Consider the following 16,455-nt stretch of genomic DNA (forward strand, 5'->3'; position numbering starts at 1 on the left):
GGGGTTGGGGGAAATGAAGAAACGTCGATTTTTTACCATGCTCATCATCTTTGCATGTATAGCGAGTGTGGTTGGCGGTCAGATATATTACAACAATAAAATAGAAAAAACTGCTTACGCAGCAAAACGTGAACTAGCAGATAAATCGATCGGATCGGCGGAAAAAACAAATGAATCCGTGAAAGAAGTTATTCATTTTAAGAATGCTCCTAAAGACATCTCTGAAAGATATTATCAAAAGAAAGACGCTAGTGAAGTTCTTACCTTTCATTTGATTGGTTCAACAAATACTTCTCAAGAAGAGGGAACATGGGCACCTTTTTTTACGAGTGAAATGAAAAATATGTATCAAGAAGATATCTCGATTCAAATCAGTAGTTTTGCAAAAATTAAAAGTACTGAGCTTATCAAAAATAAAATTTATGATGATATTACCGCTATAAAAGCTGATATTGTTTTAATTGAACCTCCTTTGTTAAATGATAATGAGGGCATTAGTATGAAGGATACTTTATATGTTCTCAGTAACATGATTGAAGATATTAAAACGGCTAACCCAGAGTCGATTATTTTACTGCAACCTTCGAACCCGATTTATGCACCTGAAAAATACGCTAACCAAATAGCTGAATTAGAACAGTACGCTAAGGATCAAAACTTTTTCTATTTAAACCATTGGAGCAGCTGGCCGAGTCTGGATTCAGAGGAAATCAAAGATTATTACAACATCAGCACCTTAATGCCTAACGAAAAAGGCCACAAACTATGGGCAGATTTTATGATTTCGGTATTTAAATAAAGGATGGAGACTCCTGTTATTCCGGAATCTTCTTCATGAGGCTGATATGTTATAGTTACTAAACGTACTATTTTAAACAGGTGGTCTCTCATGAAAAAATCTTATTATACTGGCTTCCGGTCCTTCTTTGGATGGGCATTATCTTTTATGCCAGTTCTCAACCATATGAAAAACAAGATTTGCGTCCTGCGCTCTCAGCAAATCTGAACTTAAGTATCATAGAAAATCTATTCTCATCAGTAGAATTGCATTACGCTGGAGGCGAAATTAGTATACAGGCGTTAGGTGCAGCTCATTTTCTTGAGTTCTTTATACGGAAAGCGGCACACTTTTTACGTATTTCGTATTGGGATTCGTGATTTATCGGGCTTTAAGCTACCATTTTTTAAACAACCGTTTAACGTTTATGGCCTCCTGGATTCTAACCATTCTGTATGCCATATCCGACGAGGTTCACCAAAGCTTTACACCGAACCGAACGCCGCATGTAGAGGATGTAATGATTGATGCTGTTGGTGGACTGATTGGTATCACGCTAGCTCTCTTCATCTACAGAAAAATTCGTACAAAAAGGATTTAGTTTAGTGCTACAATAAAAGAAAAAAGAATGCAGGTGATAACATGCAAATGCCGATGACAATGCAATCTAGCCTGGTGACGATTGGAAAAGAAAAGCGTTTAGAAGGTAATGTGTTTGAAATCTCATTAGACGGTTATAAGCTGTTTATTTTGGATCATCCTGTACCGGTGCAAAAAAGAAAACAGCTCTCCGGTTGGGAAAGCTGTTATTAAAGAAGTGACGTGGAAAGAAGACTCCACTCGTTTAGTCTATGAACTTATTGATCTGCATGGTGTGAATTAATGAAGAAGGAACTCGAATTTTGAGTTTCTTTTTTAGTTTAAGTTATACACCAAGCTAATAAGCGGAATTGTGCTACGGATTTATAGCAAAATTTAACGGAAATACATCAAAAATTTTGGTTCCCATTAAAGATATCAGTAATTTATAGCTGGTATACCCCTACTGGATGCATAGAAGCCACTTTTAATTCCGAAAACTGCTGGGGTGCGTGCAAATCGCCGCGATGTGCGCGCAAATGGTTCGTTTGTGCGCGTAAATGAAGCTTAACTGCGCGTAAACTTCATTCAACTGCGCGTAAACAAGGAGTAGCTGCGCGAACGTGAAATAAATAAAAGAACACGTACCGTAACTAAGCAAACAGCGCTAAAAATTGTGACTAGGAAACAGAAAGAGCTAAGACAGAATTCTAGTTTTTTTACTTATAAGTAATCGCCTGCGATCCCATCTGCTCCCAAGCTTCTTTAAAATCCTCCCGCGGCAACTTCCGGTTTTTCTCCTTATTCAACGGATCATTCACGTAAACGTGTTCTTTATCAAATCCCGTAATCACGACAGAATGTTCTTTCCACGTAATCTCAACTTGTCCAGACGGAGTATTCCATGTTCGAAATTCACTTTTAGGTAATGCCCTAAAATCTGCGTTTATGATAATCCACACGGGTTTTCCCTTTTCCACTTTAGCCAACAATTCATCAAAATTTCCACCGCTCAAATCTTCTATACGTCCTGGCAAGTATTCCTCAGCAAGTTCTGCTACAGGACCATGATAAACACCATATCCCATGTTATCAAACGTATAAATGTCACCGACAAATCCATCGTTCGGATTGCCGTAATAATAGGTTCCATTCTCGTTTTTGTAGGGTGTATCCACTTTCTTAATCTTCTTAGCAAGCTCCATTTTGTCAACATTTACACCAGCGTGCTGAAGGACCATAGCCAATGAGGTAACTTCACAGCCACGATCTAGGTCAGGCATTTGCTGGATTAAAGGTACATTATCAATCAAAATTCGCCCATTTTCTTTAGTGACACCAGTTGTCGTACTATGCAACGCAACATCTTCTTCGATCGATTTAACTTTCTCAATTTCAGCTTGCTGCTTTTTATTTTGTTGATAGCCGAAGAAACTGCCGACCACAAACGCTACCAATAAAACGATTAATAGTTTTTTCACTAGGTACTCCTAAAGACTCTTTTTCTTTTTATATTACCAAACACATTAAACATTAAGCACGTAATTGACCCCTCCTGGACAGTTTCTGCCTAATCTCTACATAAAACTGCATATTTATTCTACATCTTAGAAGGATATTGTCGATATTAACAGAAATGAAATAGTAAAATTAGTAAAAGGAGGAAGAAATGGAAAATAAGAAGTTAATCAAACGCTTTGTCATGACTTCGACTTTTGCTGGGGCTTTTTAGCAGCACCCGTAATCGGTGAGGCAGCCCTTGGAGATCAAACGCTAAAAGAAGGAACTACTCATCAGGATGTACAACAACTTCAGTCTCTTTTAAAAAATAAAGGTTTTTTTAATTATTATGAAACGACTACGTATTTTGGGCCAGTAACAAAGAAGGCTGTTATGGATTTTCAACGAGCGAACGGTCTAGTAGTTGATGGAATCGTTGGTAAAAATACATACAGCAAGTTATTGGAAAAATCACACCAAGAAGAAAAGCCTGCAGAAACTAAACCTTCTTCTTCAGTAGCAAAACCACCTGTTTCATCACCGTCTGAAAAGGTGCTTAAACTTAATTCAACGGGTAAAGAGGTTAAGAGACTTCAAGATGACCTTAAATTTCTTGGCTTTTTTACGTTTTACAAAACGACTGAATACTATGGGACAATCACCACGGAAGCAGTACGTAAATTTCAGATTAGCCAAAAGTTAAAAGCAACAGGAGTAGCTGATGCAACAACCATAGACCGAATTCAAACGCAAGTGGCAGCTAAAAGAAATCCTTCAACACCAGCGCCAGCACCATCTCGAACTAAACCAAATCCTTCAACACCAGCACCTCCGCAAACAGATACGGTTCAGTTAAAGTTTGGCAGTAAAGGACCAGAAGTGATTCAGCTCCAAACACGACTGAAAAATCTAGGCTATTTCACATATCCGATGATTACAGATTACTTTGGAACTGTAACCGAAGAAAGTGTTGAGAAGTTTCAAAAAGCAAATGGTCTTGCTGTAACAGGAATTGTGACGACTTCCGTATTAAATATGATATCTGAAGTGGAAAAAATCAAGTGCAGCAACCTGTAGTTACTCGTAATCAGATTACAATAAATGTGATTGCTAACGCCTCAGAGCTAATGGGTGTACCTTATCAATGGGGAGGAACGACAACTAAAGGATTTGATTGCAGCGGTTTTATTCAGTATGTATTTGCAAAAGAAGGCATTAGTCTTCCAAGAACTACTGCTCAGATGTGGAATGCGACCACAAAAGTATCACAGCCTGAAGTAGGTGATCTTGTATTTTTTGAAACGTATACAACGGGTCCTTCACATCTAGGAATTTATATTGGCAACAATCAATTTGTACATAGTGGTTCGAGTACAGGCGTAACAGTAAGCAACCTCAGTCTACCTTATTGGCAAAATATTTACCTTGGCTCAAAAAGAGTAAACTATTAAAATAGCTATTTAGTAAAATCTTCTGATCTCTCAGAAGGTTTTTTCTTTATCAGTAAACTATCAGATGTTTATCAGTAATAAATTCCCAACTATTTTGTTATAATAAACAAGTGTTTAAAAGGGATAATGTTTGTCGTGACAAAACTTGTTGAGAAGGAGAAATGTTTTGAAGAATATATGTAAATTACTTTTATTAACTGTCTTGTGCTTAGGGCTGTTATCAGCTTGCTCAGAACCACCAAAGCCAGAGAATACATTAGAAAAGTATATGAGTTATTGGGAAAAGAAAGATTTTAAGAATATGTATAAGCTGCTGGATTCTAAATCCAAAGAGGAGATCTCTGAAGAAGATTTCATAAAGCGCTATAAAGCTATTTATAGTGGTATTGAAGTCAGCAAGTTGGAAGTTACTATGAAAAAGCAAAAGAAAAATGAGGAAGAAGAAAGCGAGAATGTAAGTCTTCCTTATACCGTTAAGATGGAAACACTTGGCGGACCTATAGAATATTCACATGACATGAAAATGAATCTAGAAGAAAAGGATGATTCTAAAAAGTGGGGGATCCAGTGGAATACGTCGCACATTTTTCCTGAAATGAAAAAAGGTGACCGTATCTCTGCTTCATCCATCTCACCGAAAAGAGGGCAGATTTTAGACAGCGAGGGAAAACCGCTTGCCATAAATGGTGTGGCAGCAGAAATTATTATTGTTCCTGATAAACTGCCTCAAGATAAAGCGAAAACACTAGCACCTTTATCTAAACTGCTAGGGATGACGACAGAAGAAATACAAAAACAGCTGGATCAGCCGTGGGTGAAACCAGATCAAGCTGTACCAATTAAAAAGGTATCGGCAGAAGACGCAAAGTTAAAAGACATCATTGCACTAGAAGGCGTTGATTATCAAAAGAAATCGACTCGACTTTATCCTTTAAAAGAAGCTGCAGCACACCTTACTGGTTATATTGCACCCATTTCTGCTGAGGATTTAGAGAAGTTAGAAGGAAAAGGCTATTCATCACAAGACTGGATTGGTAAAGCGGGTCTTGAGCAAGTGTACGAAGAACAGCTGCGTGGCACGAGCGGTGGTTTGATCAAGATCCTAAACAGCAAGGGTGCAGAAAAATCTATACTTGCACAAAAAGAAGTACAGAACGGAACAGATGTAAAAACAACCATTAATACCAAGGTACAGCTTTCAATCTACAACCAGATGAAGGCGGACGTTGGAACAGCATCTGCCATTCACCCGAAAACAGGAGATGTACTTGCGCTAGTAAATAGTCCGTCATATGATCCGAACCAATTTTCGTTAGGATTAACAAAAGCGCTTAGACAAAAATGGGCAGATGATCCGAAACAGCCTATGTTAAACCGTTTTAAATATGTCTATGCACCAGGTTCAACACTCAAACCTTTAACGGCTGCTATCGGGCTTGAAAATGGAACCCTTAACCCTAACGCAGAAATGAAAGTATCGGGTAAAACGTGGCAAAAAGATAAGAAAGCCTGGGGGGATTACAGAGTAACGAGGGTTACTGATGTTCCAAGTGTAAACCTGGAAAAAGCGCTTATTTACTCAGATAATATTTACTTTGCTCAAGCTGCGCTAAACCTAGGTGAAGACAAGTTTACAGAGGGCTTGAAGAGATTCGGATTTGGTGAGGAGTTACCCGTTTCCTTCCCATTCACTGCATCTTCTGTTGGGAAAGGTGGCATGAGTGAAGGGCAGCTCGCTGACAGTGGCTTCGGCCAAGGGCAGGTCCAAATGAGTGCACTGCATGTTGCCATGTCCTACACACCGTTCTTAAATGAAGGAAACTTGTTGACGCCAAGGTTAGATCAGGCAAAAGAGACGGCTGTCTGGAAAGAAAACGTAATATCACCAGAAACAGCGAAAATGATAAGTGCTGATCTTGTACAGGTCGTGGCCAATAAAAATGGAACAGCTCACAAAGATGCTTTTATGAAAGACTTGCCGCTTGCAGGGAAAACGGGGACAGCGGAATTGAAAACAAGTCTGGATGATAAGAATGGTAAAGAATTGGGTTGGTTTGTCGGTTATAACACCCAAAATCCATCGCTTCTAGTTTCTATGATGATAGAAGATGTTAAGAAAAGAAACGGCAGTCACTATGTAACTCCGAAAGTTAAGAATGTACTAAGAGAAAACTTAAAATAAATTTGATAAAACCTCCTTTATTGGGAGGTTTTATTTTATACTAATAGTATTGTAAAAAATGTAAAAATTCCGAAAGATAAATAAGGAGTAAATGTAATGAAAAAACTATTTTTAAGTATTTTTCTTTTTGCTGCGTGCTTTTCCCAGCAGACACAGCATGTACATGGTGTGCCTAAACAAAAAGAAGTAATTATTGTTTATAAAGATAAGATTAATAAAGATATCGTTCTGGAAACAGGCGGAAAAGTTAAACATATGTTTAAGCATGTTCCGATGGTAACAGCCGTTGTACCAGAAAATAAAATAACTTACATAAAAAATAATCCTGCAATAGATTCTGTTCAAAAAATGAAAAAATCAAAGTTGAAGGCCAGGTTACAGATTGGGGCATACATAAAATGGTTGTCCAAAGATCGTGGAGTTCAGGGTTTACAGGCACGGGTGTTAAGATCGCGATCTTAGATACAGGTATTTCGCCGCATTCCGACCTGCAAATCTCAGGCGGGGTTTCTTTTAAATCTTATACTAAATCTTATTACGACGACAATGGACATGGAACTCATATGGCTGGAATCATAGGAGCTAAGAATAACAGTTTTGGTTCAGTAGGGATTGCTCCAAATACAAAGCTTTATGCAGTAAAAGTTTTAGATAAACAGGGATTAGGTGAGATTGATACCCTAATTAAAGGTATAGAATGGTCTATTACTAATAAGATGAACATTATTAATTTAAGTTTGTCTTTGGAAGAACAAGTTGATTCACCAGGATTAAGGAAAGTACTAGAAAAGGCGTACAATAGTGGAATCATAATTGTAGGGGCTGCTGGAAATCACGGTAAGTCAAACGGTAGTGGGGATACAGTAGAATATCCAGCACGATATAATACGGTAATTGCAGTTTCTGCTACAGACTCAAGCAACAGACGTTTATCTAATTCCGCAACAGGTTCTGCTGTTGAGGTAGCAGCACCTGGAGGCAGTATTTATAGTACTTATTTAAACAACGGATATGCCAAGATAAGCGGAACATCTGCTGCGTCATCTTATGTTTCTGGTAACCTAGCTTTACTAAAGGAACGGTACCCAACTCTAACTAATCAGGGATTACGATTAAAATTACAACACCTTACACTCGATCTTGGAGCCAATGGGAAGGATGCCGCTTTTGGATTTGGCTTAGTACAAGCTCCTTCAAATAAAGGCAGAGTTTCAAGGCTAGCGGGTAAGAATCGTTTTGAGGTTGCCGTGAACGTGGCCGAAAAGGGATTTGGATCTAGTAAATCAGTTATACTCGCAAATCACACCGCATTTGCAGATGCTTTAGCCGCTTCACCATTAGCTTATAAATATGATGCACCTATTCTTTTAACACAACCAGATCGATTAACGGCTGAAACTAAAAATGAAATTCTTAAACTTAATCCAAATGAAGTAATTGTTGTGGGTGGAACAGGTAGCATTAATCAGAATGTCTATAATGAGGTAGATGGAATTGTAAACCATGTTAGAAGAATTGAAGGGAAGGACCGTTTTGAGGTTTCTTACAATATAGCGAAAGAGTTGAATGAGTCAACTACTGCTATTGTAGCAAACGGTCTCAACTTTCCAGATGCTTTGTCTATAGCTCCTTATGCTGCAAGACAAAAATATCCGATTTTATTAACGGTTCCAAATCGATTGCCAAATGAGACGAAAGCTGCGCTGACTAATATAAAAAACACAATTGTTGTCGGTGGTCCTGCAAGTGTTAGTACAGACGTGTACAGCCAATTACCTAATCCTATAAGAATTGGCGGTAAAGATCGGTATGAAGTTTCAACCAATATTATAAGGGATCTTAATCTTTCTGCTGATCAAGCTTACTTAGCAACAGGAAGTACATTTGCTGATGCTCTCACTGGCTCAGTATTAGCTGCAAAAAGTCATGCACCTCTTTTATTAACAGGAAAAGATAGGCTGCCAACCACTGTGTCGACGATTGTAAAAGAAAAGAAGATCTTAGAGTTTACTATTTTAGGTGGAACAGGATCAGTGGCTGATTCTATTCAAACCACACTTGAGAATCAGTAAGATAGAGTAATAAACGACGGAATATAACAAAATGTTACAAAAATTACGAAAAATAGGTCGGATATGTAATAAACATGTAATAAAATACCATGGTTAATTATGCTACCATTGACATAGGGCGATGGGGTCAAGGAAAAGGTAGAATCATACAATGTATATCCGATATTATCTACATATTTCGAACTAATCTACTAAAGATACTTGAACCCAATTGGTTAACGAAACTTTACATAATCAATTGGAGGTACTTACATACATGAATAAGAAATTAATGTCTATAGCACTAGCAGCCGGCGTATTGTTTTCATCGGGAGATCTTGTACACGCTTCATTGAGTGATGATATTATTAACACAGGTGACAACTATTTAGGGACACCTTATAGATATGGTTCAGCATTTGGTAATACGAGTACATTTGATTGTTCTTCATTTACTTCTTACGTTTTTTCTAAACATGGCATTACGTTGCCAAGAACAAGTGCAGGACAAGCTTCAGTAGGAACACCTGTATCTAAAGCAAATCTTCAAAAAGGAGATCTTGTTTTCTATGATACTGACTTTAATGGTTCCATTAACCACGTTGGTATCTATGCAGGAAACGGAAAGATGTTAAATGCTCAATCAAAAGGTGTTGCGTTTGCAGATGCTTTTTCACCTTATTATTGGGGTTCACGTTACGTAACGGCTAGACGTGTTATTTCTAATAAAGCAGCAGCTTCTAAAGTCGTGGCAGCAGCACCAAAACCAACTACGGTTTATAAAGCTGATGGATCGGTTCAGGGAACTGTACATAAGGTTCAAAAAGGAGAAACGCTTTGGAGTATCAGCAAGAAATACAATACAACTGTAGCTGATCTTCAAAAGCTAAATCTATTAAAATCAACAAGTATTTCTGTAGGACAATCGCTTAAAGTGAGTGCTAAAGCTTCTTCTACAACAAAAAAGTAACTACAGCTAAAGCAGTTACACCAACTGCTACTTCTTATACAGTAAAGTCAGGGGATACACTTTGGGGAATTAGCTACCGTTTTGGCACTACAGTAAAACAAATTACAGATACGAATAAATTAAAATCTACTAACCTTTATATTGGTCAAAAATTGACAATTAAGAAATAACGATTTAAAGCAGCCTCACTTTACAATGGAGGCTGCTTTTGTTTTTAAGTGGAATTTTCCTTTTATGTACTTATATATCGTTAATCTGTTAAAATAAATAAAAAGTATTCTTGGGGGTTTAATTATGGCAATACTCGTTACAGGTGGAGCAGGTTACATTGGAAGTCACACAGTTGTTGAACTTATCCAATCCGGCTTTGAGGTTGTAATTGTTGATAACTTTATGAACAGCAGTACAGAAGTTATTAATCGTCTTAATGAAATAACAGGAAAAGAAATTAAATCATATCATGTTGATCTGTTGGATAAAGAAGGTTTGACTAACGTATTCTCTGAAAATCAAATAGAAGCTGTTATACATTTTGCTGGTTTAAAAGCAGTAGGCGAATCTGTAGAAAAACCGCTCTATTATTATCACAATAACATTACGGGATCGCTTATTTTAAGTGAAGTTATGAAAGAGTTTAGTGTTAAAAAGATGGTCTTCAGTTCATCTGCCACTGTATATGGTACAGCTGAAACGGTACCTCTTAAGGAAGATACGCCACTTGGTGCTACAAATCCATATGGCTGGTCAAAATTAATGTTAGAACAAATTTTCAGAGATCTATATACTTCAGATAATGAATGGAGTATCGCGTTACTCCGTTATTTCAATCCAGTTGGTGCCCATGAAACAGGACTAATCGGAGAGAATCCAAGCGGAATTCCAAATAATTTAACACCATATATCACACAGGTTGCTGTTGGTAAGCTAGACAAATTACGAGTATTTGGTAACGACTATGATACAGAAGACGGTACAGGTGTGCGTGACTATATTCATGTCGTGGATTTAGCAAAAGGACATCTTAAAGCGTTGGATAAAGTATTAACAAATAATATTGTTGATGCATATAACCTTGGAACGGGTGAAGGCTACAGTGTTCTTGACATTGTAAAGACTTTCGAAAAAGTTACTGGTGTGACTATTCCATATGAAGTAACAGACCGTCGCCCTGGAGATATTGGTGTAAGTTACGCAGATCCAAATAAAGCAAGACAAGAATTAGGATGGGTAGCCGAACATAGTCTTGAGGATATGTTACGCGATTCTTGGAACTGGCAGCAAAAAAATAAGAATGGATATGAATGATAAGAAAATCAGCCAAAATTTGGCTGATTTTTTTCTTTTGTTAATCAATAAAATAGTTTAACATTAAATAGTAGTTATATAGGAGGTAAAGAATTGCAAAACAAATTAAAACATATAGCAGGGAATCCTGCCGTTATATATTCAGTTATACTATTTTTAAAGTTATTGATAATTAGATACGTCTTATTTGGAGAGTTCAATGTATTAACTTCTTTAACAACGGATATGTTGTTTATTTTATTATTTATATTGCTCGCCGTATTATTGCCGATCAATAAGTTGTTTAATTTATTTCTTGTAAATTTACTTTACAGCATTTTCTTTTTATACTCATCGTTTATGTAAAGTATTATCAAATTCTGCCTACATACTATGACCTATTTCAAATCGATCAAGTAGGAACAGTAAAAGAGGATATCTACGCTTTAATAAAACCACAATATTTCCTCGTATTTATCGATGTCTTTATCGTTTATCTTATATTATGGTTTTTCAAAAAAGAGATCGTAGTAATGGATCGTTGGCTGCAGGACTTGCAATACTATGTATAATCTCTATATCAGGCCAATTTTACTTTAACAAGAATGAACAAATTACAGATGTACTTGCGTTGGCGAAAAGTAAGGGTATTCTCCAATATGAATTAATGCAATATTATCAAGATAAAGCATTACCAGCACTTGCTAATACCGGAAATCTAACTAACGACAAGATCTATTCTCTTAAAGGAATTAAACCCTTAAATCAAAAGGATATCAAATATCGTAATATAGCAGCAGATAAGAATGTAATCATTATTCAATTAGAATCTTTTCAAAATTTTTTAATTGATCTTACAGTCGATGATAAAGAAATTACACCTACCTTAAATTCATTAGTTAAAGATAGTTTTTATTTCAGCAACACTTACCAGCAAATTGGGGCAGGGAATACATCTGATGCAGAATTCTTAGTTAATACGTCGCTTTATCCGGCTGGGAATAAACCATCTTCTAAAATCTATGAGGATAAAATAATCCCAAGTTTACCGAGAGTATTGAGTAAATATGGCTATTATACAGCTACATTTCATGCTGATAATGTTGAATATTGGAACCGAATAAAGCTTTACCCTTCTTTAGGTTTTGATAAGTATTATGAGGAGTCTTTTTTGGAGATAAAGATGTTATAGGTTTTGGACCTTCAGATGAGGTTCTTTATGAAGAAACTTTAAAAGAATTATCCAATCTTTCAGCAAAACACAATCAAATATATGCTCATGTATTGAGCATGACTAGTCATAGCCCATTTGAACTCCCAAATAAAAAACAAAGAATTCAATTACCGCCGCAATTTAACCATACTAAGATTGGTAATTATCTTAAATCTACTCATTATGCTGACTACGCATTAGGCCAATTTATTGATGGTCTTAAAGAACGTGATTTATGGGAAAATTCAATAGTAGTTATCTATGGTGATCACTCTGGCTACCATCCGAAGCCGGAAGAAGTGAATGATAAGAAGCTAATGACAAATCTCCTTGGCCATTCTTATGGTTTAGCAGACCGTTTCAACATTCCACTTCTAATTCATGTACCAGGTGATTATAAAGGTGAGGTAACTAACTTAGCAGGCCAAATTGATATTATGCCTACAGTTACAAATCTATTAGGCATCAATATAGAGAATCAAATTCACTTTGGACATGATCTCTTAAACTATGAGGATAATATACTCGGAATGAGGTACTATTTACCGGCAGGTTCGTATTTCGATAAGGATAACCTTTTTGTAAATCGAGAAGAAGAAGGAAGCGGTCAAGTTTATAACTTGCAAACGAAAGAACTCATCGAAAAGAATGGACCTTTTTATGTAGAGAATAGCACAGCGTTTCAAAAAAGGGATACTATCTTAAAATTATTAAATCTATCTGATTACTATTTAAATAATTTACCTGAAAAAGGTGACAAGTCTTACTGAAAATTAACCCTTATGTATTATGCATAAGGGTTTTTTAGTGCTATCTTCTTATTTTGTAGAATTTTAGATTATTTTAGCAAAATATTGAATAAAAGAAGATATAATCAAATAGTATGTTTTATTTAAATAAGGGGGAACTATGAAGAAAAAATTAGTATGTTTATTTTTGCACTGGCACTTATATTATTAAGTAATGTAACGAGTGCTAGCGCTGCAGTATCGGTTGAACGTGTTAGCGGCCAGGACCGTTTTGAAGTAGCAGTTAATGTTTCAAAAAAGGGTGGGCTTCTGGAAGTTCCACAGTACTATTAGTAAACTATCAAGCTTTTGCAGACGCACTTTCTGCCTCTCCGTTAGCTTATAAACTTAATGCACCTATTTTATTAACAAATCCTGATCGACTAAATGCTAAAACAGAAGAAGAGATTAAAAGGTTAAATGCTTCAAAGGTTATCATTATTGGTGGAACAGGCAGTATTAATCAAAATGTTGTGTCGAGAGTAACTAGTCTTGGTAAGACTGTGGAAAGAATCGGCGGAAAAGACCGTTTTGAAGTGGCATATAAAGTCTCTCAGAAATTAAGCCCTGCCGGAAAAGTAGTCATTTCTAATGGTACTACATTTGCCGATGCACTAAGTATTTCTCCTTATGCTTCTAAACATGAATATCCTATTCTATTAACAACTAAAGATCGATTACCTTACTTTACACAAAGAGCTATTCAAGAAAAGAAGCCTCAGCAAACGGTGATTGTTGGTGGAACAGGAAGCATCTCAAGTGCAGTTGAAAGTCAATTGACTAATCCGCTTCGGTTAGGCGGAAAAGATCGTTATGAAGTAGCTGTAAATATTGCGAAGAGATTTAGTCCTTCATCAACAAAAGCGGCTATATCAAATGGAACCACTTTTGCAGATGCTTTAACAGGATCGGTACTAGCTGCGAAGCAAAACATGCCTTTGTTGTTAACGCAATCGAGTTCAATTCCTGCTGTAACAAAAACTTATATTGATCAAAGTGAGATTACTAGTTTTACTATTTTTGGAGGTACAGGATCTGTAAGTAATACGGTCGTTTCACAATTAAAAGGTGAGCTTCCTTTAACGGGTAAAAGAATTGTACTTGATGCAGGACATGGTGGGTCAGATCCTGGTGCTGTAAATGGAAGCATCTATGAAAAGAATTTGAATATGAGTTTTACAAAGTTGTTAGCAGGTCATTTAAAAGGTATGGGTGCTGAGATCATATATACTCGGGATCCATCCAACGATCAATTTATTTCTTTAGAAGATCGAGCAGCCTTTGCTAATGAAAAAAGTGCGCATTTATTTATTAGCATTCATCACGATTCATCAGTAGATAAAACAGCCACAGGTCAAAGTATTCATTACAGCAGTTATCGACCTGGTATCGAGACAAAAGATGCCTATGTCGTATTTGCAGGAAAAAGCTATCCTTTTGTTAGGGAAGATACACAAAACAAATTATTTTACTATCAAGATGGCAGTACAGTCAAAAGTATGAGTTATCAAGGAGATATCATTGCTTACGATACCGTTTCTCCATCTCCTGCTGCTGTAGAAAGTAAAAATCTTGCACCTGTTGCATCGACTGCCCTTAAGTACAGCGGTATTGGTGCAGGGTACATTAAGGATCACAACTTGTATGTAACACGATGGACAACAATGCCTTCTATCCTGATTGAGCTAGGGTACATGTCTAACACTAATGAAATCTCTTTATTAAAACAGTCAAGTGTTCAAAATAGCAGAAGTTTATCTTTAGCAAAAGCAATTGAAAATTTCTATAGATAAAAAAGAGCTTCCTTAAACAATTTGTTTAAGGAAGCTTTTTTTGTTTACTTGATAAAACTTGATAGCTGTTGTTCTGTCGTTGTCGTGATTGAACCAGTACCACCAAGGATATACATAAAGTCTGTTTCTCCTTGATGTTGTTTTAAATAATTTAAGATATTATTTTCTACTTTAGTAGAAGTTGTTAATAAGATAGGTGCACCTGCGAAAGATGCAAGCGGGCTTCCTGATAGAGCATCAGCGAAAACGTCACCTCTTGCTACAACTAAAGAGCTTAAGTCCATTCCATAGTTTTCAATTCCGTAATTCGCAGCATTGATAGAAACTTGATAACGGTTCAAACCGCCGATACGATCAACGATTGCACCACTTCTTAATTGCTGTATTTTCGTTTTTACAGAGTCAGAAACAGTAGCCGGTCCACCTACAATGATGAAGTTATTAATATCTGAATTATTTTTAATAAACGTTTGGATAGAATCTGGTACTGTACTTGTTCCAACTAATAAAATAGGCATACCCGCATATCCTGCCATGCCAGATGCAGATAATGCGTCTGGGAAATTCAAGCCGCTTGCAATAATCGCTGTATCAGCGTATTCAGCCATCTGTTTTGCAACGCCTGCGGAAACTTCAAAGCGGTCTTTTCCACCGATTCTTTGGATGGTTTGTATACCTAATGAACGCAATTGTGTTTCTACATTACTTGATACTGATCCAGTACCTCCCAGTATAATAGCTTTATCTGGATTGATGCGGTTTAGTTCATTAATTGTTGTACTTGGTAAAGCTTTTGTTCCTGTTAATAAAACGGGAGCTCCTTCTAGTGCCGCTAGTGGTCCGCCGGATAATGCATCGGTATATAAATCACCTCTAGCAATAATGACTGTACCCGCATAAGCGCCTTGATCTTCTAATACTTTACTTACTCCAGTAGACACCTCGTAACGATCTATTCCACCAATACGTTTAATGCCAGGCGCAACTACATTGTAGAATGACCAAACAGCATTCGATGTATCTTCATCTAAAGCATTAAATGCTGCTATATTGTATCCCGGATTGACAGTTAAAGATGTATTAAATGATGTCCCCAGACTGATTGGTTCTTGAAAATTAAGATACATGTCTAGAGATTCAGCATTTGTTGTACCCACTACATCAAATCGAGTACTTCCTTTTGCTAATCTAACATCATGCGTAGCAGGTTTAGTAAGAGAGAGAGTTGGCAGCTGGTTTGACGGTTGAGCTGTAAATGTTCCCGAAAGCTTGTACTCATAACCGACAGGTGCTTCGCTTACGCTCTGTACTTCAAAAATATAATTTCCAGCAGGTAAGTTAAAAGTTGACGAGTCTCCATATTCAACTTCTTCTGTATCTAAATTCGTAATGGTAAAAAATACTTCGTCTGTGCTATGCAGTCCTAAAACATTGAACTGGCCGCCACCTGTTGAAAAGAAATATTCGTGAATCTGATTCATATTAATATTTTGCTTATACGTTATAGAGGTTTGTGTTGCTTGCAGCCTATAATTGTTTATTTGAACTGAACTTCTGTCAGTTGAAAGCTGATTTGTATCAATCGTATTTGTATTTGCACTTGCTCCAGTTGTGAAAACTAAAGAAGTAAGTAATGATAAAGAAATTGCACTTGTAATGATCCCTTTTGACTTCATTCGATCTTTCCCCTTTTAATAAGCTATACCTCGTGGCATGCAAGATAATAATATATGAAAAAAACATTTGTGAAATGGGCAGATATTACTATTATCTAGAATAAATTTACATCTTGCGTTGTTATATAAAATATCGGCTATAATTCTAAAAAATAATAAAATAGTAAAATTATGTATGAAACATCCGAGA

At 36.6% G+C, this 16,455-nt stretch carries 14 protein-coding genes and 4 pseudogenes; 16 read left to right on the forward strand and 2 right to left on the reverse strand.

Translation table 11 applies throughout. From position 1 onward, the window contains the following. The first annotated feature begins 13 nt into the window (after positions 1–13). The 3 genes and pseudogenes from ACEWFH_RS04620 (at position 14) to ACEWFH_RS04630 (ending at position 1,661) form a co-directional block, all read left to right on the forward strand. Positions 14–799 (forward strand): SGNH/GDSL hydrolase family protein, encoded by a 786-nt coding sequence (locus ACEWFH_RS04620; RefSeq protein WP_473726308.1) that lies wholly within the window; start codon positions 14–16, stop codon positions 797–799. 131 nt (positions 800–930) lie between these two features. Beyond that, positions 931–1,379, forward strand: a pseudogene (locus ACEWFH_RS04625) (VanZ family protein). Positions 1,380–1,438: 59 nt separating this feature from the next. After that, positions 1,439–1,661 (forward strand): annotated as a pseudogene (locus tag ACEWFH_RS04630) (DUF2584 family protein). Positions 1,662–2,076: 415 nt separating this feature from the next. Here ACEWFH_RS04630 and ACEWFH_RS04635 read toward each other — a convergent pair. Continuing rightward, a complete protein-coding gene (locus ACEWFH_RS04635; RefSeq protein WP_473726309.1) occupies positions 2,077–2,838 on the reverse strand; it encodes a C39 family peptidase in 762 nt (253 codons plus the stop codon). A 262-nt stretch (positions 2,839–3,100) separates the two neighbouring features. Between ACEWFH_RS04635 and ACEWFH_RS04640 the strand changes: the two genes are divergently transcribed. From ACEWFH_RS04640 to ACEWFH_RS04700, 13 genes and pseudogenes are all read left to right on the forward strand, one after another. Next, positions 3,101–3,934, forward strand: a complete 834-nt coding sequence (locus ACEWFH_RS04640) for a peptidoglycan-binding domain-containing protein (RefSeq protein WP_473727212.1) — start codon at positions 3,101–3,103, stop codon at positions 3,932–3,934. Then, complete coding sequence (locus tag ACEWFH_RS04645; protein WP_473726310.1) at positions 3,919–4,308, forward strand: C40 family peptidase; 390 nt, start codon at positions 3,919–3,921, stop codon at positions 4,306–4,308. Before ACEWFH_RS04640 ends, ACEWFH_RS04645 begins: the two co-directional genes overlap by 16 nt. A 166-nt stretch (positions 4,309–4,474) precedes the next feature. After that, positions 4,475–6,490, forward strand: coding sequence for a penicillin-binding transpeptidase domain-containing protein (locus ACEWFH_RS04650; RefSeq protein WP_473726311.1), 2,016 nt, complete (start codon positions 4,475–4,477; stop codon positions 6,488–6,490). Between the two features lie 96 nt (positions 6,491–6,586). Beyond that, entirely contained in the window at positions 6,587–6,952 is a 366-nt protein-coding gene (locus ACEWFH_RS04655; protein WP_473726312.1) for a hypothetical protein, read from the forward strand. Continuing rightward, the gene (locus ACEWFH_RS04660) at positions 6,889–8,562 is read left to right on the forward strand and encodes a cell wall-binding repeat-containing protein (RefSeq protein ID WP_473726313.1); all 1,674 of its coding nucleotides are present in this window, start codon (positions 6,889–6,891) and stop codon (positions 8,560–8,562) included. Before ACEWFH_RS04655 ends, ACEWFH_RS04660 begins: the two co-directional genes overlap by 64 nt. A gap of 256 nt (positions 8,563–8,818) precedes the next feature. Then, on the forward strand, positions 8,819–9,511 hold the full coding sequence (locus ACEWFH_RS04665; protein ID WP_473726314.1) for a C40 family peptidase: 693 nt from the start codon (positions 8,819–8,821) through the stop codon (positions 9,509–9,511). A gap of 44 nt (positions 9,512–9,555) precedes the next feature. Continuing rightward, positions 9,556–9,681, forward strand: a pseudogene (locus ACEWFH_RS04670) (LysM peptidoglycan-binding domain-containing protein); the annotation flags it as partial. 124 nt (positions 9,682–9,805) lie between these two features. Next, positions 9,806–10,816, forward strand: coding sequence for a UDP-glucose 4-epimerase GalE (gene galE / locus ACEWFH_RS04675; RefSeq protein WP_473726315.1), 1,011 nt, complete (start codon positions 9,806–9,808; stop codon positions 10,814–10,816). Positions 10,817–11,336: 520 nt separating this feature from the next. Continuing rightward, on the forward strand, positions 11,337–11,987 hold the full coding sequence (locus ACEWFH_RS04680; protein WP_473726316.1) for an LTA synthase family protein: 651 nt from the start codon (positions 11,337–11,339) through the stop codon (positions 11,985–11,987). Further along, the gene (locus tag ACEWFH_RS04685) at positions 11,984–12,778 is read left to right on the forward strand and encodes an LTA synthase family protein (RefSeq protein ID WP_473727213.1); all 795 of its coding nucleotides are present in this window, start codon (positions 11,984–11,986) and stop codon (positions 12,776–12,778) included. The genes ACEWFH_RS04680 and ACEWFH_RS04685 overlap by 4 nt, the downstream gene beginning before the upstream one ends. A 156-nt stretch (positions 12,779–12,934) precedes the next feature. After that, positions 12,935–13,090 (forward strand): hypothetical protein, encoded by a 156-nt coding sequence (locus ACEWFH_RS04690; RefSeq protein ID WP_473726317.1) that lies wholly within the window; start codon positions 12,935–12,937, stop codon positions 13,088–13,090. Positions 13,091–13,101: 11 nt separating this feature from the next. Next, positions 13,102–13,260: pseudogene (locus ACEWFH_RS04695) on the forward strand (cell wall-binding repeat-containing protein); the annotation flags it as partial. Between the two features lie 39 nt (positions 13,261–13,299). After that, complete coding sequence (locus ACEWFH_RS04700; protein WP_473726318.1) at positions 13,300–14,589, forward strand: cell wall-binding repeat-containing protein; 1,290 nt, start codon at positions 13,300–13,302, stop codon at positions 14,587–14,589. A 44-nt stretch (positions 14,590–14,633) separates the two neighbouring features. Here ACEWFH_RS04700 and ACEWFH_RS04705 read toward each other — a convergent pair whose 3' ends face one another. Continuing rightward, entirely contained in the window at positions 14,634–16,265 is a 1,632-nt protein-coding gene (locus tag ACEWFH_RS04705) for a cell wall-binding repeat-containing protein (protein WP_473726319.1), read from the reverse strand. Between the last annotated feature and the right edge of the window lie 190 nt (positions 16,266–16,455).

The sequence above is a fragment of the Fictibacillus sp. EA-CB0309 genome, assembly GCF_055814265.1.

Bases quoted from the DNA above. Each gene is read 5' to 3' on its own strand.
- galE (WP_473726315.1), top strand. From the start codon at position 9,806: ATGGCAATACTCGTTACAGGTGGAGCAGGTTACATTGGAAGTCACACA.
- ACEWFH_RS04660 (WP_473726313.1), top strand. From the start codon at position 6,889: ATGGTTGTCCAAAGATCGTGGAGTTCAGGGTTTACAGGCACGGGTGTT.
- ACEWFH_RS04665 (WP_473726314.1), top strand. From the start codon at position 8,819: ATGAATAAGAAATTAATGTCTATAGCACTAGCAGCCGGCGTATTGTTT.
- ACEWFH_RS04705 (WP_473726319.1), bottom strand. From the start codon at position 16,265: ATGAAGTCAAAAGGGATCATTACAAGTGCAATTTCTTTATCATTACTT.
- ACEWFH_RS04655 (WP_473726312.1), top strand. From the start codon at position 6,587: ATGAAAAAACTATTTTTAAGTATTTTTCTTTTTGCTGCGTGCTTTTCC.
- ACEWFH_RS04620 (WP_473726308.1), top strand. From the start codon at position 14: ATGAAGAAACGTCGATTTTTTACCATGCTCATCATCTTTGCATGTATA.
- ACEWFH_RS04690 (WP_473726317.1), top strand. From the start codon at position 12,935: ATGTTTATTTTTGCACTGGCACTTATATTATTAAGTAATGTAACGAGT.